Genomic DNA, 22,903 nt, shown 5'->3' with positions numbered 1-22,903 from the left:
CGTTTCTCTGTCTTCTGTGCTTCAGGTTATCCAAAGATAACAAGAAACCACATCAAACAGTGAAGCTGACACCTCATCATCGGACCTAAATCCTAGAGGCGCGATATACAGACGTCTGATCCATCGAACTGAACCAAACCGCCCACATATCTCTTCAGATACTAAATTTTCAAACAGCGTAGAGGCAAAAAGATACAAGATGCGCTAAAAGCGCGTCCCGCTCAAACCTCAAAGAATTTTTCCAACTTCCAAAACTTCCAGTCTCTCAACCGTCCGTCCCGTCCGCTGCACCAAGTCTGCATCACTGCGTCTCCGGTAAAGGGGCTTCTAAGGTTAGCGAACGAGGGGCGCAAGCAGAAAAAACGCCCAATACCCAACTTTCGTGACTCTTTTGTAAAACGCCTGCGAAACGTGCAGTTCAGGTGCGCACATGGGGCTTGCCCCAAACGCACCAAATCGGCCGTCTTTTCGCTGGAATCCATACGCTTAAGGCTTACTTACCCACCCTCTATCAATGACCCAATCAGGACACGTCATGAAGACCGACACTTTGTTCCGCCCTTTCTCTCTTAAGGGAATGAACCTCAATAACCGCATCGTCATGGCCCCCATGACCCGCAGCATGGCCCCGCAGGGAATCCCCGGCCAGCCGCAAGTCGACTATTACGAACGCCGCGCCGCCGCTGACGTTGGTTTGATTCTGACCGAAGGCACCGTGATTAACCGCCCCGCGTCCCGCAACCTGCCCGGCATTCCGTTCTTTCATGGCGATCAGGCCATGTCCGGCTGGACTGATGTCGCAAATGCGGTCCACGCCAAAGGCGGCAAGATCGCCCCGCAGATCTGGCACACCGGATCGACTCGCGGTGGCGACTGGGAACCAGACGTCCCGGTCGAGAGCCCCTCTGGCCTTGTTGCCCCCGGCGAGCCGCGCGGCAATACGATGACAGATGAGGATATCGCTGACACCATCGCCGCATTCGCCGAATCCGCCAAGCTGGCCCGCGACGCCGGTTTCGACGCGGTCGAGGTGCACGGTGCCCATGGTTATCTGATCGACCAGTTCTTCTGGTCCGGCACAAACCTGCGCGACGACGCTTGGGGCGGCCCCACGATTAAGGACCGGTCCCGCTTTGCCGCTGAAATCGTGAAAGCCATCCGCGCTGCCGTCGGCACCGACTTTCCACTGATCCTGCGCGTCAGCCAGTGGAAGCAGCAGGACTACAAAGCCCGCCTTGCCACCACCACGGACGAGATGACCGATTGGCTGCTGCCCTTCGTCGAGGCTGGCGTCGATATGCTGCACTGCTCTCAGCGCCGCTTCTGGGAGCCTGAGTTTCCAGAGATCGACGGCGATGATGGTCTGAACTTCGCCGGCTGGGCCAAAAAGCTCACAGGCGCGGCCACCATCAGCGTCGGCTCTGTCGGTCTGAACTCTGACTTCGGCGGCGCTTTCGTGGGCGAAGGGTCTCAGACCACATCGCTGGACAAGCTGATCACCCGGATGGAACGGGACGAATTCGACCTGATCGCCGTTGGCCGGGCCCTGCTGTCCGACGCCCATTGGGTCGAAAAGGTCCGCGATGGCCGCATGGATGAACTGACAGGCTTCCAAGCCGCAGACCTTGCGACCCTGAAATAGATAAAAGGGCGGGCCAGTCTGACTGGCCCGCCCCCCCTGCCCTACTAAGTGGGCCCTACTTAGTGGGCATCAACTTTCACGTTCTTGGGCGGCGGCTTCATCAGCAGCGCCCCCAATGCCAGCCCGGCAAACAGAACGGTAATGATCAAGAAGATATCGATAAACGACATCACCGCCGCCTGCCCCCGCAGCCGCGCAACCATCTGCGCCAATGCGCCGGTCTCTCCATCCAGTCCGCGTGCATTCAACAGCGCCGCTGTTTGCTGCATCTGGGATACGGCCTCTGCATTGGCCCAGGTCACGGCTTCCGACAGCCGTTCATAGTGCAACACACGCCGATCGCTTAGGATCGTGTTGATCAGCGCCAGCCCGACAGCCCCGCCAAGGTTCCGCATCAGGTTATACAGACCCGACGCGCCCTTCATCTTATCCGCAGGCAATGTGCCAAGCGCGAGGTTGTTGATCGGCACCATGCACAGCATCAATGACATCCCGCGAAAGATTTGCGGCCACATCAGCTCTTTGAAATCCCAATCCGCCGTCAGCCCGGTCAGCATCCAGGTCGAGCCTGCAAAGCCAATGAACCCGATCAGCAGCATCAGCCGCAAATCCATCTTGGCCGACAAGATCCCCGCCAGCGGCGCAGTGCAAAACATCGCAAGGCCCGACACAAACACCGTCTGTCCGATCATCAGCGCATCATAGCCCCGGACCGACCCCAGATAGAGCGGGTAAAGATAGGTCAGACCATAAAGCCCGATACCCATGGTAAAGCTGAACACCGACCCCACGGCAAAGTTGGTATTCGCAAAGGCCGAAAAATCGACTAGCGGCTCGTCCCGCGTGAACGCGCGCCAAAACGTGACGATCCCGCCCACGACCATGATGATCGCCAGCGCCGCAACCGCGTGATCGTCGAACCAATCATTCGCAGGCCCCTCTTCCAGCACAAACTCCATCCCGCCAAGGAACCCGGCCAGCGCGAGCAAGCCCCACCAATCGAACTTGTTCAGCAGCTTCCAGTTGGGCTTATCAAAGTCGATCAGCATCCACGCGCCAATGGCAACACCGATGCCGGGGATGACGTTGACCAAAAACAGCCAGTGCCACGAAAACGTCGCCGACAGGAATCCACCAACCGTCGGGCCAACCGTCGGTGCCAGCGTTGCGATCAAACCAATGATCGGCGACACCGTCGACCGCTTTGATGGCGGAAAGATCGTGAACGCCGCGGCAAAAACCGCCGGAATCATGCCGCCGCCCAGGAACCCTTGCAGACCGCGCCACAGGATCATTTCGCCAATGCTGCTGGATGTAGCACACATCAGACTGCTGGCCGTGAACCCCGCCGCCGCGATGGTAAACAAAACCCGCGTCGACATCATCCGCGCCAGAAAGCCCGACAGCGGAATCATGATGACCTCCGCGATCAGGTACGACGTCTGCACCCAAGAAATCTCGTCCGCGCTGGCCCCAAGGCCCGCCTGAATGTCAGGCAGCGACGCAGAGACGATCTGGATATCCAAAATCGCCATGAACATCCCGAACACCATGACCATAAAGGCCAGAACGCGCCGGGGTGTCAGGGCATTATCGTCGGCAGCCGCGGCCGCCGGCGCCGTGCCTTGCATGGCAGGCGATGTTGCAGACATGATCCTTACTCGCCCGCAGCCGCGACAACCGGCGCTTCATGCGCCTCGGGCACGCCGCCGGTGCGGCTATCGACTTCGACCTTCACCGACAAACCCGCACGCAAGCCGCCCGCGTCCAGTGCCTCTTGCGGAATAGCGATCCGCACCGGCACCCGCTGCACAACCTTGGTAAAGTTACCCGTCGCGTTATCTGCAGGCAGCAGCGAAAACACCGATCCCGTTGCAGGCGCGATGGAATCAACCGTACCCTCGAACGTCGCATCCGGCAGCGCATCAATCGTGATGCCCACGGTTGCACCAACCGCGATCCCCGCCATCTGCGTTTCTTTGAAATTCGCCTTGATATACAGGCTTTCCAGCGGCACCAGCGCGGCCAGACGCGCCCCAGCCGTCACCAGATCGCCGGCCTCTAGCGTCATATTGCCCAGCGTGCCCGTCGCTGGCGCGCGCAAAACCGTCAGGTCCAGATTGCGCTGCGCCTGATCAACCGCCAACTCCAGTTCGTGCTGGGTGCCAACCGCCTCGGCGCGTTGCGCTTTCAGCACGCCAACCTGCGCATTCGCGCTGGCAATCGCCGCATCCGCGCTGGCCACAGTCGCCGTCGCGGTCGCCAGCGTTTCGGTCGCCGTATCCAACTGCGCCTGCGCCGCGACATTATTGCTGGCAAGGCTCTGCACTCGCGTTGCATTGCTTTGCGCCGCGCGTTGCTGCGCGATCGCCATATCATGCTGTGCCTGCGCCGCCGCAACACCCGCCTGCGCCGCCAAAATCTGCGCATCAATCCGGTTCAACGTCTCACCGGCAGAGGCAACGCGCCCCTCAGCCACTTCCAGCGCGATGGTATAATCGCCATCATCCAGCCGCACCAAAACATCGCCCGCTTGCACGATCGCATTTTCGCCAAACGGCACTTCCGCCACATAACCCTGCAGACGGCTGGAAATCAGCGTCACGTCGGCGGTGACATAGGCGTCGTCCGTCTCGACCATAAACCGGCCCGTCGTCCAATACCCGTGCCCGAAATCAACAATCGCCGCGATGATCGCCAGCGCCACCAGCCCGAAAATCACCCGCTTGCGCTTAGATTTAGGCGGCGCAACCTCGGCCATATCGGTCTGTGCTTCGCTCAACGGGGAAATCGTTCGGTCGTGACGCGCCATGGGGACACTCCTGTATGACGTGCAATGGGAAAAAGCAGAGGGATACAGAATCAGATCGAACTGCTGGGTTCGATTTGGCAAATAGCGTAGCGAAATCCGATCTTCAAGGCTTTATGAAACCGTTCGGTTCGATTATATGCACAGCATGACAGATAAACCCGCACCAAAGCCCAGACGCCCCCGCACCCCGCGCCACGCCGCAGGGGCAGACCCCGATAAACGCGCCGCCATCATCCTCGGTGCGGCGCAGGTTTTCATGCAAATGGGGTTCGATGCGGCCAGCGTCTCTGACATCTGCACCGCCGCAGGCGTGTCAAAAAGCACGCTTTACGTCTACTTCGCCAGCAAAGAAGACCTATTCGAAGCGCTGGTCGAAGAGCGCCGCGAAGCCATGTTTGAAAACTTGCAATCCAGCCTGCAGGGCCCTGCCCCGCTGGCCGATCGCCTTGCCGCTTTTGCGCGCACGCTCGGGGCCGCGATCTGTTCAGACGACGTCATCGCGGCGCAACGCATCGTAATTGCCATCGCCGAACGTCGCCCCGACATCGGCACCCGCTTTTACGAATCCGGCGCAGCCAAAGGCCACGCCGTCTTGCTGGCCGTGCTTGAACAAGAGGTCGCGCGCGGCACGCTGGTCATCCCAGACCTGCCGCTCGCCGCCTACCAATTCGTAGAGCTTTCCGCCGCCGGCCACTGGCGCCGCCGCCTGTTCGCCAAAGCGGCCACGCCCCCGACGGCAGAGGTGATCGCCGCAACAGCCCAAAGCGCGGTCGCCATGTTTTTGGCGACCTACGCGGCTAGCCGTTCATAAACACGTCATACCGCGTGGTTTTGCCCAAAATCTGATGCGAAAACGGCTTTAAACCGGGGATCGAATCCGCTTTCACCGGCCACTTCAAAACCACCCGCTTGCGCGCATGCTCCAGTGCAACCTGCATCAACTCCAATGCGTTATCGTCCTCGCCAACGATGTCGCGCACTTGCCGTAGCTCTAACTTGACCAGCGCCGACTTCTTACGCTCCGGATGCATCGGATCAACCAGCACCGAATCCGCCTCTAGCTGCGGTAGCAAATCCTTGGCATCGCCCAGTCGCAGCGTCATCCGCCCGATAATCTCGGCCAACTCGCCGCCTTCCGCCGCAGCCCGCGCCAATCCGTCCGCCAACAACGCATGCATCTTTTCCGACCGCTCGATCAGCGTGACCTGCGCGCCCAGCGACGCCAGCAAAAACGCATCGCGCCCCAGCCCAGCCGTCGCATCAACCATCGTCGGCGTGCGCCCATCCGTCAGGCCCATCGCCTTGGCCAGCGGTTGCCCGCGCCCGCCGCCAAATCGCAAACGATGCGCAACGGACCCTTCGACAAAATCAATCCGAAGCTCTTGGTTCTCTTTCATCAGGCCCCCTTCCCTACCGCGACACAATTGGCTGCGGCTTACAGATCGACGCCCATCAGAACCAGCTTCTTGTTCAACCCACCATAGCGGCGCGGATCGCTCAACTGGTCAAAGCCATACAGCCGCCGGTAAAATTCCACCCGGTCGTCCGCCACAGCCGCCACGCCGTAATTCACCGCGTGCTCTTTGCCCACCGTCGCATAAAGCCGCAGCGTCTGGCGCGCGATCGACAGTCGCAATGCGCCCAGCCCCGGCTCTACCGCAAAGCGCGCACCGTCGATCATTGTCATGCCGGCATCAATTTTCGGCATCAAGATGTCCGAAAACGCCGACATCGTCGCCGACTTGGGGTGTTCCTTCGTCAAAACATGCAGCCGGATGGTCCCGACAATCGAATCCTGCGACCGCACCCGGAACACTTGGCTGGTCGCCAAATCGTCGTATTCATCTAGAAAACACGCCCCGTCATGCGGCGCAATCATCCCCTCCGACAGGTAACAACGGTATCTGAACGCCCCGATTGCGTTCAGATCATCCTGATTTTCCGCTCGCCCGATATCGAAGGTCTTGGCGCTCAAGATACCTTCCTCAGCACGCGCGTTGGCAAAAAGAACCCCGTGCTGCGCTGATAGGTTAAATAGGTCGTCCCATGATCACCGCCGCTCAGCCACGCCTCTTCGCGTAGGGCAGAATAGACGTAGATGAACAGCAAAGCCCCAAACACGATGATCGACACAACATGCAGCGTGCCAAGGGCGCAGGCGAACCAGAACGTCACATAAGACACATAGAACGGGTGCCGCACAAAACGCCAAGGTCCGGTTGTGATGATGCCGTTGGTCTTGAAATCCTCAGCGAACGCCAGCCCCAACTGCCTTTGGCTGCTATGCCGCGCCGCCCAAAGAAACAGCACAAAGGCCGCGGCGATCAGCAACAACACAACCAGTGGATGACTTAGGGTCAACACAAAGGCCGTGTACATAAAGAACGACACACCAATCAGCGACAGAATAGAAATAAGGTGCATACCCCATGGGTATTTTTCCGAATTGAAATGCTGCTTCGTCGCCGCTGCAATCATCATGAAATAGGCTAGCGCCGAAACACCTGTAACGAAGTCAATCAAAAATTTCACCTTTGTTGTAATATTCTAACGACTTAAGCCGAAGAATGCTGAACGAAACAACGCGATGACGGATCGGCGTCAGGGAAACAAGATAGAAATGGGTGAAACAAAACACAGTGCCGAATCGCGTTAACCACGAGGATTCCAGATTTGAAGTTGAAAAACCACTACTTAAAGCACGAATAGCACCGTTAAGTTGCAAAACAACCTAACGGAGCATTCCGGCGAAATTTTATGCAACTCCGCTCCGGGCATCGCCCGGAGCATCAAAGCAGCTTTAGATGGCCACGTTCCGCAGCACAGTCGCGTCCTTGTCCTGCCCAACCTGCGCCGCCAGCCCTTTTGGATCGGCCCCCGGCACGGTCGGCAGTTCGACGTAAAACGTTGTCCCCGCCCCTAGCGTTGAATCGTAATCAATGATCCCGCCAAGCGCTTCGATGATTTCACGCGAAATGTTCAAGCCCAGTCCAGTGCCGCCAAACTGGCGCTGGTCGGATGAATCAAGCTGAATGAACCGCGCAAAGACCTGCTCTTTCGCCCCGTCCGGAATACCGACACCGTGGTCGCGCACCGTGATCCGCACGCGCCCGTCCTTCACGCTCATGCCGACATCGACCTCGCCCAAGGCGGGCGAAAACTTGGCTGCGTTCGAAATGATATTGCCCAGCACCTGCATCAACCGCGACTGATCGCTATTCACAAAAGCCGGCATTAACCCCTGCTCATCCAGCTGCAGACTGACGTCATACCGCTCGGCCAAACCTTGGTGCCAGTTGATCGCATCAACTAGAAACGCACCGACATCGATCACTTCGCGATCGAACTTCAGCTCGCCCTCTTCCAGCTTTTGCAGGTCCAGCAAATCATTCACCAGCTCTGCCAACCGTTCGCTATTTTTACTCGCCATACCAAGCAGATGCGCCACGCGCGGCGGCAGTTCACCGAACTTGCCAGAGTTGACCAGATCAAGCGATCCTTTGATCGACGTCAGCGGCGTGCGTAACTCGTGGCTGACCACGGCGACAAACTGCGTTTTCAGCACTAATGCCTCTTTCGCCCGCTCATGTTCGACTTTCAGATCTTGCAGCCGCTTCAAATCTTGGCGGTACATCCGCAGAAAGATGCGCGAGCAGTCGACGACAAAGTACATCACGAAGATGACCGTAAAGAACTGCAACCAAGACGCCGAGGTCATATCCGGCCGATACAGGATGATATCCCGCAGCGTCATGACAAAAAACGCCACGCCATACAGCGCCAGCCTGGTCGCCAAAATGCTTGCGATCTGGTGGTTGTTCATCGCGGCATAAAGCGCGCCAGAGAACAAAAAGAACAAAGAGGTAAACAGCCCCTCACCGCTCGATTGTCCCGCAACCCAAACCGTATAGGTGCAGATGGTCAGCGTGCTGACGATCGTATTTATCAAATATCCGACGTAGGCCTTCGAAGTTCCCGCCTCGTCCCCGGCCTGCAACCGCTCGACGCGGCGCGCCAGCGACAAATCGACCAGTTCGCACAGCATGCTGATGACAAAGAACACCATCGCCAGTGACGGGGAAAAGAACGATCCGGTCAGGATCGAGACGCCTAAAAAGATGGACTGCCGCTGCCAGGTCAGCGTTTTAACGGCGCGGGAATAGTCCTGCAGATTGCGCAGCAAGAACCGTTCTCGATTGACGCGGTTCAGCCGGATCAAAAGGTTGATCATAACCATCCTCCGTGTCCGACATCCTTGCCGCACACCAATCCCCGCCACGCGCTTTGGCGTGCTGGTCGATTTGCCCTTTCAAGGGCGACGGTCTGTGCAAGGGTAAGCATCATAGCTCCGGTTCAGGTTCGGACGGCATTCGCAAAAATGGGCCACGGGGCACGGCACAAAGGGGTGCCACTCCCGATAAAGATATACGCCAAATCAGGCGAAAGTATGGACGTCAGCAAATTAACGAAAACTTTACACTTTTAAGCTGTATTTGCAAAAATATACCTAACGCATTGTTATAATTGCAAAAAGCAAAGGGCGGCGCAGTGATTCACTGCGCCGCCCATCACCGAATTTGTCCATGGCGCGCAACCTATAGGCCGCCATTGGGAACCGATTGCTACACCCTACGCCGCACAAACCTTATCCGCGGATAAGGTTTTCAGTCCAACCCGTCGATCAGCGCCGCAATCGCCCGCTCTAGCCGCGCCCGGTCCATCGTCGAAAAATCGCGGTCAACTTTGATCTCTAACCGGCCGACTGCAGCCGTGCATTTCACCCGCCCCTGCCGCGTGCGCAGATCAAAGGTCGTCTTGGTCTTCGCCGCGTCCGCCGCCACGCTGCGCGCCTTCTTGACCGGCGCAGCCTCTGGGTCCGGCAATTCGTATTGATCAAGGCCGACATACCGGCGCAGCACACCCAACTCGTCCACGATCGACCGGTTATCCCAGTCGTGAAGCTCATCCTTGATACGACCAATAATCCCCGGCTCAGAATCGATTTCCTGCGCCAGCTTCACCCCCAGCACGCGCGGGATTTCAGTCGGGTAATGCAACACAGATCCCAAGGCCTCTAGCACCCGCGCAAAGGACCGGATGTAGCTGCGTTTGGAATATGGCGAGGACTGAAACAACCGGCCCACGGCCGTCTTTAGATCGTTCGCGTCCGTCCCCGGATCGCCCGCATAGTTCATCGCCGCCTGCGCCATCTCGGCAAAAGACAGATCCTTGCGGATCACGTTTTCGTCCACCATGCGCCGATATAGACCCGATACGTCCGAACTTGCGGGCAGCACCAGCGCCGGGATTTTGCTCCAATCGCCCTCGCCTTCGTCCTGCAATGCACGGTACGCCGACCAACGCCGGAAGCCCTGCACCAGTTCATACCCGGTCCCGTCACCGCGCTCGGCCACACGGATCGGGTTGGACAATCCCAGCTCTTTGATCGAAGTGATCAAATCCGCCAGCTCGATATCTTCCCCGGGCATACGGTCGCGGACCAGCAGATGCGTGTGCACATCTTCCAATGGCACCAAGACCACCACATGCCCCGCCTCGCGCAGCGCAACAAATTCATGCGCCAGCGCGTCGTTCTCATCGCGGATCGCCGCGACGGCGGATGCGCGGGCTTGCAGCGCTTCTGCGTTTTCGGCAATCGCGCTGGCCATGGGACCGCGGCGCTGCACGTTCGGCAAAGGCGTCTCTATCGGAGCATCCACGCGCGGCGCAGGATCGTCTGGCAGCTCTATATCAAAGATGCGTTTCTTACGGCTCATGTCGTGTCTCCTTTCGGATGGCGGGGCAAACCTTATCCGCGGATAAGGTTTCAGTCATTGATCTGCGGCCAAGCGGCCAGCATCGTTGTCCGGAATTCCGTATAAGCCTGATCGAAACTGCCACGCGCACGGCGCCAAGTTTCGCGGGTCATGTCGCGGTAATCCATCTCGTATACCGAGGCGAGGAAGCGGCCAGACTGTTCAACGGCGCGCGTCATCTCGACCGGATGCACAGCCAACCTTTCGCCAAACACCTTACCAAACGCATCATACATCGCACGGTGCAGGTCATTACCAGGCTCGAAACGGGTCAATAGAAACCGAACGTCGACAAATTCCTTTGGCAGCGAAACCTTATCCGCGGATAAGGTTTGCCCGAAACCATGCGCCAGATCCTCTAGCGCTTCCGACAGCTGACCGATGAAAGACGTCGTGCTGTCATATTCCCAATATCCGGGACCGGACGGAATATAGAGCATGTCAGCAGCAAAGACCGCATTCATCGACTGATAGCCAATCGCTGGCGGGCAGTCGAAAATGATAAGGTCCCACTGATCGTCCGGCAGTTGATCCAGATACCGCGACACGGCAGCAAAGAACGACCACTCCGGATTCAGGTGGCGATACTGGGCCGATGCAAATTCGACAAAGGCTGCGTTGGCGCAGCTGGGGATGATGTCGATCGTCGGCCAGTTCGTCGGCTGGATAAAGTCTGCGATCCGCAAATCCTGCAAACCCATGTCGGTGATGCTTGACGGGATTGCGCGGCGGGGCAGGGCGGTGCCGCTTGCCGCAGCTTTGGGCGCTGCGTTCGCGGCTTCTGTCTGGCGCACCAGATCGCGCGCCATGATGCCCCAAACAGTTTGCTCTTCACTCACATCGGTCAGGCCCATGGAATGGGACAGCGTCGCCTGCGGGTCAAAGTCGACGCACAGCACGCGGTAACCATCCAACGCGGCGGCATGGGCAAAGTGCAACGCGACTGTCGACTTGCCTGCGCCGCCTTTGAAGTTCGCAATCGCGGTGCGGAACGCGCGGCCAGCGGGGCGCGGCGGCATCAGCGACTTGCCCTTCACCTTCAGCTTGCGGCGCATCGTGTTCACCTCGTCCAAGGTGAACCAACGCTGGCGCCCATCAGGTTCGACCAAGCCATCTGGCAGCGTCGGGTCCGCCGCCATCCGGCCGCGAAACGTCGACTGGTTCATGCCCAAGATCAGCTCTGACACCTCCCATGACGAAAACCGCCGCAGCGTCTTCGTGCTCTCCGGAGAGAAGGTCTGCTGGCGAATCCAGCTTTGCATCTTAAGCGATCGGGTGTGGATCTCTTTTAGATCGGTGTGAGTCAGCATAATCCCTCGGACGCTAAAATTCCATTGTTTGTGATTTACGCTGAATTTGCGTTCTTTGTCGATATCATAGATGATGAATTACGCACCTTATCCGCGGATAAGGTTTTGCAGCGCGCAGCCAAGCGGGCAGGGGCCCAAGCCCCGAATCACGCCCTGGTTGCCCGTTGGCCCATTTGCAGGCCTTTCCACTGCATATGGGGGGACATGACGCCGGGTCCTACTGCCGCTTGAGGGGACATATCCTCGCATTGGGGTGACATACAGGGCGCCCCCCTATACCAATTCAAACCCTTCTTTTAAATTTTGAAGATGGGAAGACAGCAGGCTGGCAGATGAATCGTTGACAGCCACCCACTTTCCAACGCTAATTGCCGAGAGGTCGGGAATAGCGTTCAAAAATGATTCTTGCGGCAAACGCAGGAACACCATCGCATCCCATCAAGCAGGCCGCAGTGCAAAGGCAGGGGACGCACATGCAGATCAGGAAACCAGCAGGGCAGCACGCGGGTGCCGTCAAATATGATGTGCTATCTGCGCTTCTTGTTCTCGCAGCTCAAGGGGGCAGCGTAGAAGCGCGTTTGGCTTTGCGTCTAAGCTTGCTGATCACGACCCGCTACAATTGGCGCAGCGGCACGTTCTGCGTGGGGCAGCGTGAAATTGCGCGGATGTGGGGCGTGACCGAACGAACCGCGAAACGGGAAATGTCCGCGATGCGCACGCTGGGCTGGGTGACGGTGTCCCGGCCAGCCGCGCGGGGCAGGGTGGCCGAACACCGGATCGATCTGGCGCAGGTGCTGATCGCGACCAAATCGTTCTGGGCTGACATCGGTCCAGATTTTGTCGCGCGCATGGATGCCCCGGCACAGGCGGCTGGAGAGACGCCGCAAAGCAATGTGGTCCAACTTCGCCCTGCACCCGCGCCGCTGCGTGATGGCAGCCTGTGGTCTGCGGTGGCAGAGCAGCTTTTGATGGATCATCCCGCGACCTATACCGCTTGGTTTGCGCAATTGGTGCAGGTCGATCTACAGGATGGGATTTTGGTTCTGGGGGCAAAGTCGGGTTTTGTCGCCGATTATGTGCAGCAACATCTGGTGCATCGCCTGACAGCGGCCGCTATTTCCCGTGATCCCAGCGTTAAGCTGGTGCAGGTCAGGGCTGTTCCGGCGTGATAGCGGCCCCTTTGCCAAAGGCCGCTTTTGACGCAGATCAGATCAGTGGGTCGTGCCAGCCATCGCGGAAAAGCCGTCACCCGCGCTTTGCGGCATCAACTTCTCTATCGGATCACAAAACTCGAGCGAGACATCAAGGAACGCATCCAGCACCTTCACGATCGCAGCTTGATTGGACGCGGCATGGTCGCGGATAAACACTTCGACCTGCTGGGCGGCCTCGCCAAGTTCCTTGAACCCGACAGAGCCCGCGGTGCCTGCGATCTTGTGCAGAATACTCTCTACCTCTTGCGCGGCGCTGGCGGGCGGGTTGGGCTGTTGCAGCGTCACGGCAAGGTCTTCAAGGCGGTCATGCCTTTCGTAATGCGTTTGCACGAAACGCTTTTTCAGGCGGGACATGCCCGCGTCAAAGGCGTTGGCTTCCATCAGGCAGTCGCCCCTGCATACCAAAAATCGTCCAACTGCTTCTCGGCGCGAACAGCTTCCTGCTCTGCGCTGTTGACCGCATGAGACAGCAAATCAAGCGCGGTTGTACCCGATTGCCACATGATACGGCTCGCCTGACCCGTGCTGACACGCAACCGCAACCGCGTACCGTCGCTGCTGTGCATTTCCAAACGCTGGATGGCTAGGTTCAGGCTGTCGGTGAATTCGGGATAGTTATAGATTTTCGCACCCTCAACGACGCAGACGAAGGACCCGCTGCCGGCGTAGGCGGCGATAAAGTTGCGTTCGCCCAGCGTATCGGACAGCGCCTCGGCGACATCAACGATCATGCACTGAAAGTCGAAAGGCGTGACTTGCATGAACAATTGCTCGATCCGGCGGATCGAGATGGCAAAGACGCTGGAACCAAACAGGCGCGAGCGGGACAATTTCGAGACATAGTTTTCAAGCGCGACAACATCGACCACGCCATCAATGTCGCGGATCTCGAACGGCTTGTGAAGCGCCAATGGCGCGTTGTCGGTGCTGGTCCGGTGGCCGGACGGCGTTGCCGAAAAGGTCATACCGTTGTCGCGGCGGGCATCCACAAGGGAGCCGATGACGCCAAGGCGCACGCGCAAGTCAGAGATTTCGAACGGCTTGTTGATGTAGTCGGTCGCGCCCGCAAGGAAGGCGGCGTCGATATACCGCTTTTCCGACATAGCCGTCAGCATCACGACAGGTGTTTGGTCATAGCCATCAAGGGTGCGCAACGCGCGGCACACCTCGACACCGTTCATCACAGGCATCTGGAAGTCGAGCAAGACGCAGTCAAAGCGGTTCGCTTCGCGCATCATGGCCAACGCCTCTGGTCCGGATTCGGCTGTTTCGAGTGTATGGTCACCGATATGACCGATGATCTCTTTCAACAGTTCTAGGATGAAAGGATCGTCATCTACTGCTAGGATTCTCATGGGTCCGGCCTTTCTGCCAAGCGCGTTACATCTGGTCGCGCAAGATTTTCTATTCCTCCCATATGCCCGGGACATTGTGGCTCGATTGGGGCGACGTTAAGAAATTAATAAGGGCATTTTACAATTTATGAGTGTACAGCAGATCGCGCAAAGATGCACTAAAGATACAACCCTCACGAGAAATGTCACAACTATAGACGAAACCGACCTTGCGCAGTCGCGTTTTGTCGCCCGTGCGCTAAGGTCCGCCTAAGCCCCACAGAAGGGCAAAATTTGAGTAGTTTGAGACATGTCGGGTAAATCCACTTTTCGCATTCATGTGCTGATCGCGCTGATTTGTGTCGTTATGACACTTATGTTGGCCTTTTATGCAAAGCAGATCGCGCAGCGGCGTGGCGAGCAGACCTTTTCAGCCATCGTGAACGACAGCCGGGATGCGCTGACCATGCGCATGGACAGCTATCTGCTGAGTTTAAACTCGCTGGCCGCCTTTTATGAGGCGTCTGATTTTGTCTCGGCGCAGGACTGGGCGGTCTATGTCGAAGCGCTGGATATTGAAAAGACTCTGCCCGGCGTCTTGGGGCTCGGCTTTGTGCAACCCACGGACGGGCCAGAGCTGCTGGACCTGATGAGCGATGTTCGCGCAGGAGGAGAGCCAGAGCTGGTTGTGCATCCGAACACCGGACGCACGAACAAGATGATTATTCGGTTTATTGAACCGCTGCCCCTCAACGCCGCCGCGCGCGGGCTAGATATCAGTTTCGAAGCCAACCGCCGCATCGCGGCGATCACGTCGCGTGATAGCGGCTTGCCGCAGGTGACGGCACCTATCAATCTGGTGCAAGGCAGAGATAGCAAGGTTGGCGCTTTGCTGCTGCGGCCGATCTATGACCATAGCCCGATCCCGGCCACCAAGGCCGAGCGGATCGCGTCCCATGTCGGCTGGGTCTATGCGCCCTTCACGATGGATCAAGGATTGAACGATCTGTTCGCAAGCGGCAACGGGTCCTTCGCCGTGACGGTGGAGGATGCGGGCAACGCGATCTTTAGCGCCGGTCAACCTGCGGTCAATTCGCCCTTCACCCGCACCCAGACGATTGATGTTTACGGGCGGACGTGGACAGTCAGCTGGAGCGGGGCAGCCGCGTTCAAAGAGGCACATGCCAGCTATTTGCCGCTGATCGTGCTGCTGTCCGGGCTTAGCATGAGCTTTTTGGTCTGGCGTTATTTGCGCATGCTGACGAACCGGGAAAACGACATCAATGCGCTGGTGGAACGCAAAACGCGGGCGCTGTCGGACCGGGCCCAGCAGAACCGGGCTGTGATCGAAAACTCTGTCTTTGGGGTCATGCAGTTGGACAGCGACGGCATCGTGCGGTCTGCCAATGCGGCGAGTTGTGCAATTTTAGGGATCGAGAAGGCAAAGCTGATGGGCCGCCTTTTGTCAGAGCTGGTGATAGAGGACGAGCCTTGCGACGGAACTGGCATGCCCTGCGCGGCACATGCGATGCGCGACGGGAAAGTCTGCAAGCTGGAAATGCAGACAAAGGTGTGGCGGCGCAGTAACGGGATGCGGGTGCAGTCCGTCCTGCTGCGCGATATCACCAAAGAGGCGACGTCGCTGCAAGCGCTGACCGATACCGAAGAGCGTTGGAACCTGGCGCTGCAAGGTGCAGAGATCGGCGTGTTTGACGTCGATTTGCGCAAGAACAAGTCGGTCGTGTCCGAGACATGGCGGCGGTTGATGGATATCCCGCTGGATAGCGATATCGACACGCAGGCGCATTTCTTTTCGCGGGTGCACCCTGACGATCTGCCCGTGCTTCAGGCTGCGGACCGCGATGCAATTCTGGGGAATACGCCGCGGTCTGTGTCGGAATTCCGGGTGCGGATGGCGGATGGGTCGTACCGCTGGCTGCGGTCTGACGCGGTTGTGGTGGAACGGGACGCTGACGGCACCGCCTTGCGGCTTGTCGGGGCGCAGACGGATATCACGGCGCTGCGCGCGGCAGAGACGGCGATCAAGCACGGCGAAGAGCTACTGGACCTTGTGATTGAACGCGCCCCGGTCGGGACGGCGATCACGAATGGTCACGGCACGATGTTGCGGGCAAATGGTGCGCTAAGCGCGATCACGGGCTATCCCGAAGACAAACTGACTGGCGGGCATCTAAGCCTGATGTTGGCGGCCACCGAGCGTGACAGTTTCATGGAGGAGATCACCGCTTTGCGGGGGGACACCCATGAAACCTATCGGGGCGAGCATCTGATTTGCTGCGCCGACGGCGAAGAGCGTTGGGGGCTGGTGAAGGTGTCTTGGGCGTTTGACCCGGCGCAGGCCATGGAAATTTACATCGTTCAGATCAACGACATCTCCACCGAAAAACGTGCCGCGCGGATCAAGAGCGAATTTATCGCCACGATCAGCCACGAGCTGCGCACGCCGCTGACGTCGATCAAAGGTGCGCTGGGGTTGATGGGGACGAAGAAGATCGAGGCGACAAGCGGCCCGATCACGCGGCTGCTGGAAATCGCCACGGTGAATACGGACCGGCTGATTAACCTGGTGAACGACATTCTGGACCTCGAGAAAATCTCGGCCGGGAAGATGGACTTTAACCTCGATAGCATTGGGGCGACCGATCTGGTGTCCGTCGCATTGGAAAGCAACCGGCCCTTGCTGCTGAAAAGTGCGCTGACGTTCAGGTTGATCGACATGTCCGGCGGGGCACACGTCTTGGCGGATGAAAACCGCATTGCGCAGGTGCTGAGCAACCTGCTGTCTAACGCCTGTAAGTTCGCACCGCCAAAGACGGCGATCGCGGTGCAGATTTCGGTGGTGGACGATATGGTGCGGTTCGATGTCACCGATCGCGGACCCGGCGTGCCTGACGCGTTTCGAGACCGAATCTTTGGCGCGTTTTCGCAAGCGGACAGTTCGGACACCCGGCAGAAGGGCGGCACGGGACTGGGGCTTAATATCTCTCGTCAGATTGTGGAACGGATGGGGGGCACCATTGGGTTCGACAGCGAGCCTGATGTGCGCACGACTTTCTACTTTACGTGTCCCATTGCTTTGCCAGAGGAATTGACCAGCGACGGCGCAATACTGCTGGAAAGAGGGCGTAAGCAGCCGAGTTTCGCTGGGGTCGCCTGACGTGGTTGACCCTTACGTTAACCATCGTTACGCATACGCTTGGTGTAAAAATATATTGGTTTTGCGGGGTTAAGGTTCTGAAAACGGACACGTCTTTCACACGGCCTAGCCATAAACTTGCCTTAAACCATAGGTAGAGCACTTATATATTATTAACTACGACTTCACTTTTGCTGACTTGATACCTCCTCTATCGCCGGAATTTTTCAATGCGAGATTTGACAAAATATATACGGTTCGGACTGCAGAGTTTCATTGCAGTCTGCGGGGCCGTTATCGTTTGGCGGGCTTGGCCGCTGGACCGATTTAGCTTTGCCATTGTTGTCGCTGGACTGGTTGCCGCATTTATCTGGCGGCGCATTGATAAAGCGACAGATGCGCCATCGGTCGATGCCTCTGCGCTAGAAGCGCATGCCATTATGCTTCGCGCTGATCAGGACGGGAAAATCAGTTTTGCAAATGAACGGTTGCTGCAATTAACCGGATATGAGCGCGGCACGTTGCTGGGTCAGCCGATGCGTGTGCTGCACCACGTTGCGGATGCTGAAACATACGCGGCCGTTGATGCCGCCATGGCGCGCGGCGAGAAATGGACAGGCGAGACACGCATAATTGGCAAGGATGGCCGGGTGCTGTGGACCCGGATGACCAGCGTGCCGCAGATGGATAAGTCTGGCGCCTATTGCGGCAGTCTGCGCGTGCATTCGGATATCAGCGCACAAAAGGTGTCGACTGCGGCGCGCGATGCGATGGCCAGTTTGAACCTGTTGTCAGAGCCGCTGTTTATGGTCTGCCTTGATACATATAACCTTGTCTTCGCCAATGACGCGGCGGCCAAGCTGTTCAATTGGAACCGCCTGCAAATGGCCGAGATCCGCATTTTTGCGGTGGATATGCTCTACGACCGCTTGGCCGTGCAGCGGCAGGTTGCTGCGCTGAAGGCCAAACAGATTACAGAGTTTTCCTTTCCTGCGACCTATCACGACGTACCCTATCTGGCCGAAGTTCAGTTGATCGAAGCCGCCGGGATGGAGCCGCGTTTGTATGTCGTGCTGCGCGATCAAACGGAATCGATGGCGATCGCCCGTACCAAGGACGAGTTGGTTGCGACAGTCAGTCACGAGCTGCGCACACCGCTGACGTCGATCAAAGGCGCGCTTGGCCTGATCCGGTCGGGGGCTGCGGGCGATGTGACGAAAAAGACTAGCGATCTGCTGGATATCGCGTATCGCAATGCGGACCGGTTGGTTTTGATTGTGAACGATATTCTGGATCTGGAAAAGATGGCCGCCGGGCAGATGGATTATGACATCGCCCGCCGCGATCTGGTCCAGACCGTCAAAGAGGCGGTGACCGCGAATGAAGGCTTTGCCAGCCGGTTTGATGTGTCGATCAATCTAAATACTGACGATGAGCCTGCATGGGCGGATTTCGACGCGGACCGGATTCATCAAGTTCTGTCGAACTTGATTTCCAACGCGTGTAAGTTTTCATCGACCGGGGCGCAGATTGACGTGAACGTCGAACGCCGGCCGAAAAGCTTTGCGGTTTGTGTTGTGGATCGGGGCGTGGGCATTCCGTCTGGCGCGGTCGAGCGGATCTTTGATCGCTTTACGCAGGTGGGCAAATCTGCGCGCGCGCGGTCCGGTGGCACTGGCCTTGGATTGAGCATTGTGAAGAGCATCATCGAGAGTCATAACGGCACAGTTGAATTAACAAGTGTTGAAGGGCAGGGGACGACGGTGACTGTGGTGTTCCCAAGGGCCACCAACACGGCCACACCGGCCAACCTGATCCGATCCGCCGGGGGCAAAACCTAAATGACGCCTGATATCATCCGCTTGCTGCATGTCGAGGACGACCTCGATATTCTGGAAATTGCGTCCATGTCGATTGAAATGGCGGGCGGGTTCGAACTGTTGCAGTGTGAAAACGCCACTGATGCGCTGCGTATGGCACCAGAGTTTAAGCCCGATGCGATGCTGTTCGATATGATGCTGCCTAAGATGAGCGGCGTGCAATTGATGGCCGCGATCCGCGAAGTGCCCGGCTTTGCGACGACACCGATCATCTTTATGACCGCCCGCGCGCAGCCGCACGAGCGGCGCGAGTTGATTGAAAAGGGTGCGCTGGATGTGATCGTGAAGCCGTTCGATCCGATCTCTCTTGGGGATCAGATCAAGGCGATCTTGGCCGCCGCCTAGTTCGGGTTCGCCCGGTTCCACCGAATTGATGCCAGCAAGGCCACACCGATCAGCACTGCGCCGCCAAGGCCGGTGATGGTTTCGGGGATGTGGACCAAGGTTTGCATGAACATGATGACTGATAGCGCGAGGATCGCGTAAAAGGCGCCGTGTTCCAGATAGCGGTATTCCGACAGGGTGCCGCGTTCCACCAGCATGATCGTCATGGCGCGCACATACATCGCGCCGATGCCTAGACCGATGGCGATGACAAACAGGTTCTGGCTGAGGGCGAAAGCGCCGATGACGCCGTCGAAGGAAAACGACGCGTCGAGCACTTCAAGGTAGAGAAATGCGCCAAGGCCGCCTTGGGCGGCGGTTTTGGCGACCGTGCTGGGCCGGTCAAGGATTGCGCCAAGGGTGTCGACCAGCAGGAATGTCAGCAGGCCATAGATGCCAGAGCGCAGGAACAGGTCAGACTGCGCGGGCGTCAGCATGCGCGAAAAGCCGATCAGCAGGATCAGGACAAAAGCGACCTCTAGCCCCTTGATGGACGCAGAGGCGGCAAGGCGGCTTTCGACCCAATGGAACCAATGCACGTCCTTGTCCGGGTCGCAGAAAAAGCCAAGGGCGACCATCATCAAGAACGTGCCGCCGAAGGCTGCGATGGGCAAATGCGCGCCCTGCATGATGCGGGCGTAGTCATCGGGCTGGGTGGCGGCGAGCTTGATCGCGGCGATGGGGCCGATTTTGGCGGCGATGACGACGATCAGCAGGGGAAAGATGATCCGCATGCCAAAGACGGCGATGATAATGCCCCATGTCAGAAAGCGTTGGCGCCAGACCGGGGTCATGTTTTTCAGCTTGTTCGCGTTCACAATCGCATTGTCGAAAGACAGCGATATTTCCAGCACCGCAAGCACGGCGCAGATCAGGAAATAGCTGGCAACGCCTGACATCGTGCCTTCGGCTTGCCAGCCCAGCAAGGCCCCGGCGCATAGGCCAAGGGCGGTGATGGCGAGAGGCCAATGAAGGTAGGATAAGGTCGTACGGGGGGCGCTGATCATCATGGCCGCACCCTATGCGCGCGCGCAGGGAACGTCAAAATCGACGTTTAAGAACAGCGCGTTGTTTTGGATGCCTCAGCGCTAATCCGCCGGAGGCGTCCTGCATCAAACTGGGTGTTCGTTCATGGCGTCTGACAGGGCCTTTAGCCCGTCATTCAAGGCTGTGCGCCCTTCCGGGGTCATGCGGTCAAGCACCTCTTTGGTGCGGGCTTGGACCTTTGGAAAGATCGCTTGGAACAAGGCGCGGCCTTGATCGGTGCAGGCGTAGAGTTTCAGGCGGCGGTCTTCTGGTGCGACGCTGCGGGTGATGAGCCCTTTATCCTCTAGCCTTTGCGAGGCGCGCGAGACTTGCACGCGGTCAAGCGTGGTGCGGTTGCTAAGTTCTAGCGATGTGATCTGTTCCTCGCGGGCGAGCAGATAGATCAGTCGCCATTCTTCGCGGCTAAGGCCGAATTCGCGGCCATAGACATCAAGCAGATTACGAGAGAAATTTTCCGCTGCGATAGCAAGACGATAAGGGAAGAAGGCTTCTAGGTCGGGGGTGTCGTCTTGCATCGAGCGAATATCCATCAAAGTCGCAGGCCAGTTAGGGCATGACAAGCAATCCCGAATTGCGCTGGTGTGTCAATGTCATAGCGCGGCGCATCTGCGGTGGCTAGCATCCGGGTCAAATCCGCATGCGCGGGACATCGTTGGGATCAATGCGCAATTCGATCAGCAATGGTCCGCAGTTTTGCGCATCGCGCGATTGGATCGCGTCAATGCATTGGGCAAGCTGGGCGTCATTTGTTACGGCAATGCCTGTACCGCCAAGGGCAGTCGCGATCTGGGCGAAATCGGGCCATTCGAACATCGCAAGGCCGGGGTCCATGTCGCGGTCAATGAACTGAATATGCTCTGCGCCATAGGCAGAGTCGTTGCACAGAATGACGATCAGGTTCTGTTTCAGGCGCACCGCGGTATTAAATTCGTTCATGCCGCCCATCATAAAGCCGCCGTCGCCTGTGAACACGACCACAGGGCGGTCCGGCGCGGCGATGCCTGCGCCGATCGCCTCTTGCAGGCCAAGACCGATAGAGCCGAAATTGGCAGTGACGATAAAGCTGCGCGGGTCGGGGGCGGAAATACGGCACCAGACTTCGGTCATGAAACGGCCGCCGTCGGTGGTCAGAATGCGGTCCTTTGGCAGGGCGGACTCTAGCTTTTCCAAGGCAGAGACGAAATCGACATAGCCAAGGCTTTTGTCTTTGCCGCGGGCAGGGGGGTGCGCGGTCAGGGCATTCAGGTCGAGTTCGCGGGTAAAGCCGCTGGAGGGGATTTCCGCCTCGTTCAGCCAGAACAGGATATTGTCCGCCGTGAGCCGCGCATCAGCGATCAAGGCTGCATCGGGGTGAAAGTTCTTTGCGACCTCTTGCGGGGTGTTGTTGATCTGGATGATGCGTTTGTCTTTCATCAGCGCGCCTTTGTCGGTGGTGAACCGGTGCAGGCTGGCCCCGAAACTGACGATGCAGTCGCTTTTGGCGATCAGATCATAGGCGGCAGGTGTGCTAAGCGTGCCGAAAATGTCCATGTTATGTGGATGGCCGTTGAACAGTCCCTTGGCCTTGAGCGTGGTGGCGAGGGGTGCTTCGAGCCGTTCGGATAGCGCGATCAGGCTATCGCGGGCATCAATGGCACCGCCGCCCGCAAGGATGATCGGCCGCTTGGCCGAGGCGATCATGCCGATGGCCTGATCCACGGCGTCACCTTCGGGGACGTAAGCGGGGGCGTCATAAGGGGCGAAAACCACTGTTTTATGCGCAATTTCCTGCCACATCATATCGGCAGGCATGTTGAGCACGATAGGGCGCCGTTCGACGCGGGCGCGGTAGAAGGCGTGTGCGATGTCATAGGACGCCGTATGCGGCGCGCGGATTTGTTCAAAGCCTGCGCCTGTGACATTGACCAAAGCGCGTTGGTCGATGTTTTGCAGGTTGTGCGGGTCAATCTGTGGCGTGTCGCCTGCCAGCAAGACGATAGGGATATGCCCGCGCACGCCTTCGGTCAGGGCGGTGATGCAGTTGGTTAGGGCCGGGCCGTGGGTGACGGTGGCCACGCCGACGGTGCCGGTGACGTGGGCATAGGCCATCGCCATCAGAACGGCGCTGCCCTCATACGCGACGGGGACGAAATCGCCGGCGCAGTGGCGCACGTAATGATCGACCATGAACAGATTGGCGTCCCCCATCAGGCCGAACATCGTCGCGGCTTTATGATCGGCGATCGCTTGGGCGACAGAGTGGAACATGTAGGATTTCGCGGTCATTTTGCGGGCTCTTTGCGTGGGGAAGGGGGGGATTGGCCGGAT

At 58.3% G+C, this 22,903-nt stretch carries 19 protein-coding genes; 6 read left to right on the top strand and 13 right to left on the bottom strand.

The features are described from left to right. Nucleotides 1–535 precede the first annotated feature (535 nt). Nucleotides 536–1,642 (top strand): NADH:flavin oxidoreductase, encoded by a 1,107-nt coding sequence (locus tag BM131_RS12915; RefSeq protein WP_090190093.1) that lies wholly within the window; start codon nt 536–538, stop codon nt 1,640–1,642. A 59-nt stretch (nt 1,643–1,701) separates the two neighbouring features. Here BM131_RS12915 and BM131_RS12910 read toward each other — a convergent pair whose 3' ends face one another. Both BM131_RS12910 and BM131_RS12905 read right to left on the bottom strand, forming a co-directional pair. After that, nucleotides 1,702–3,294 carry a DHA2 family efflux MFS transporter permease subunit gene (locus tag BM131_RS12910; protein ID WP_217646863.1) on the bottom strand — a complete coding sequence of 531 codons (1,593 nt, stop codon included), beginning with the start codon at nt 3,292–3,294 and terminating at the stop codon, nt 1,702–1,704. Nucleotides 3,295–3,299: 5 nt separating this feature from the next. Next, a complete protein-coding gene (locus BM131_RS12905; RefSeq protein WP_090190091.1) occupies nt 3,300–4,454 on the bottom strand; it encodes an HlyD family secretion protein in 1,155 nt (384 codons plus the stop codon). Between the two features lie 145 nt (nt 4,455–4,599). Here BM131_RS12905 and BM131_RS12900 point away from each other — a divergent pair, with 145 nt between their 5' ends. Then, nucleotides 4,600–5,265 (top strand): TetR/AcrR family transcriptional regulator, encoded by a 666-nt coding sequence (locus BM131_RS12900; RefSeq protein WP_090190108.1) that lies wholly within the window; start codon nt 4,600–4,602, stop codon nt 5,263–5,265. Here BM131_RS12900 and BM131_RS12895 read toward each other — a convergent pair. From BM131_RS12895 to BM131_RS12870, 6 genes are all read right to left on the bottom strand, one after another. Continuing rightward, complete coding sequence (locus BM131_RS12895) at nt 5,252–5,851, bottom strand: class I SAM-dependent methyltransferase (RefSeq protein ID WP_090190088.1); 600 nt, start codon at nt 5,849–5,851, stop codon at nt 5,252–5,254. The two genes, BM131_RS12900 and BM131_RS12895, sit on opposite strands and share 14 nt — an antisense overlap. A 38-nt stretch (nt 5,852–5,889) precedes the next feature. After that, a complete protein-coding gene (locus BM131_RS12890; RefSeq protein WP_090190086.1) occupies nt 5,890–6,429 on the bottom strand; it encodes an N-acyl amino acid synthase FeeM domain-containing protein in 540 nt (179 codons plus the stop codon). Further along, nucleotides 6,426–6,977: a methyltransferase family protein gene (locus BM131_RS12885; RefSeq protein ID WP_090190084.1), complete on the bottom strand. Its 552-nt coding sequence runs from the start codon at nt 6,975–6,977 to the stop codon at nt 6,426–6,428. The genes BM131_RS12890 and BM131_RS12885 overlap by 4 nt, the downstream gene beginning before the upstream one ends. Before the next feature lie 277 nt (nt 6,978–7,254). Further along, nucleotides 7,255–8,685: a sensor histidine kinase gene (locus BM131_RS12880; protein WP_175499333.1), complete on the bottom strand. Its 1,431-nt coding sequence runs from the start codon at nt 8,683–8,685 to the stop codon at nt 7,255–7,257. A 433-nt stretch (nt 8,686–9,118) separates the two neighbouring features. After that, nucleotides 9,119–10,231 carry a ParB/RepB/Spo0J family partition protein gene (locus tag BM131_RS12875; protein WP_090190080.1) on the bottom strand — a complete coding sequence of 371 codons (1,113 nt, stop codon included), beginning with the start codon at nt 10,229–10,231 and terminating at the stop codon, nt 9,119–9,121. A 50-nt stretch (nt 10,232–10,281) separates the two neighbouring features. Then, nucleotides 10,282–11,580 (bottom strand): AAA family ATPase, encoded by a 1,299-nt coding sequence (locus BM131_RS12870; RefSeq protein WP_090190078.1) that lies wholly within the window; start codon nt 11,578–11,580, stop codon nt 10,282–10,284. Between the two features lie 473 nt (nt 11,581–12,053). On the opposite strand from BM131_RS12870, the gene BM131_RS12865 reads away from it, so the two are divergent. Continuing rightward, nucleotides 12,054–12,749, top strand: coding sequence for a DnaA N-terminal domain-containing protein (locus BM131_RS12865; RefSeq protein ID WP_175499331.1), 696 nt, complete (start codon nt 12,054–12,056; stop codon nt 12,747–12,749). A 42-nt stretch (nt 12,750–12,791) separates the two neighbouring features. Here BM131_RS12865 and BM131_RS12860 read toward each other — a convergent pair whose 3' ends face one another. Continuing rightward, nucleotides 12,792–13,175 (bottom strand): Hpt domain-containing protein, encoded by a 384-nt coding sequence (locus BM131_RS12860; RefSeq protein WP_090190074.1) that lies wholly within the window; start codon nt 13,173–13,175, stop codon nt 12,792–12,794. Next, nucleotides 13,175–14,149, bottom strand: a complete 975-nt coding sequence (locus BM131_RS12855) for a response regulator (protein ID WP_090190072.1) — start codon at nt 14,147–14,149, stop codon at nt 13,175–13,177. The genes BM131_RS12860 and BM131_RS12855 overlap by 1 nt, the downstream gene beginning before the upstream one ends. A 289-nt stretch (nt 14,150–14,438) precedes the next feature. On the opposite strand from BM131_RS12855, the gene BM131_RS12850 reads away from it, so the two are divergent. The 3 genes from BM131_RS12850 to BM131_RS12840 all read left to right on the top strand — a co-directional run bounded on the left by BM131_RS12850 (nt 14,439) and on the right by BM131_RS12840 (nt 19,510). Continuing rightward, nucleotides 14,439–17,306, top strand: coding sequence for a CHASE domain-containing protein (locus tag BM131_RS12850; RefSeq protein ID WP_090190070.1), 2,868 nt, complete (start codon nt 14,439–14,441; stop codon nt 17,304–17,306). Between the two features lie 209 nt (nt 17,307–17,515). Then, nucleotides 17,516–19,126, top strand: a complete 1,611-nt coding sequence (locus tag BM131_RS12845) for a sensor histidine kinase (RefSeq protein WP_090190068.1) — start codon at nt 17,516–17,518, stop codon at nt 19,124–19,126. Continuing rightward, nucleotides 19,127–19,510, top strand: a complete 384-nt coding sequence (locus tag BM131_RS12840) for a response regulator (protein WP_245754239.1) — start codon at nt 19,127–19,129, stop codon at nt 19,508–19,510. On the opposite strand, the gene BM131_RS12835 is transcribed toward BM131_RS12840, so the two are convergent. The 3 genes from BM131_RS12835 to BM131_RS12825 form a co-directional block, all read right to left on the bottom strand. Next, the gene (locus BM131_RS12835; protein ID WP_090190066.1) at nt 19,507–20,559 is read right to left on the bottom strand and encodes a DUF475 domain-containing protein; all 1,053 of its coding nucleotides are present in this window, start codon (nt 20,557–20,559) and stop codon (nt 19,507–19,509) included. The genes BM131_RS12840 and BM131_RS12835 overlap by 4 nt on opposite strands. A gap of 102 nt (nt 20,560–20,661) precedes the next feature. Then, complete coding sequence (locus tag BM131_RS12830; RefSeq protein ID WP_175499329.1) at nt 20,662–21,111, bottom strand: MarR family winged helix-turn-helix transcriptional regulator; 450 nt, start codon at nt 21,109–21,111, stop codon at nt 20,662–20,664. Between the two features lie 112 nt (nt 21,112–21,223). Then, entirely contained in the window at nt 21,224–22,861 is a 1,638-nt protein-coding gene (locus tag BM131_RS12825; protein ID WP_090190062.1) for a thiamine pyrophosphate-binding protein, read from the bottom strand. Nucleotides 22,862–22,903: the final 42 nt, after the last annotated feature.

It is taken from the genome of Loktanella salsilacus, from assembly GCF_900114485.1.
GTDB lineage: Bacteria > Pseudomonadota > Alphaproteobacteria > Rhodobacterales > Rhodobacteraceae > Loktanella > Loktanella salsilacus.
This window is presented reverse-complemented; position numbering and strand designations above follow the sequence as displayed.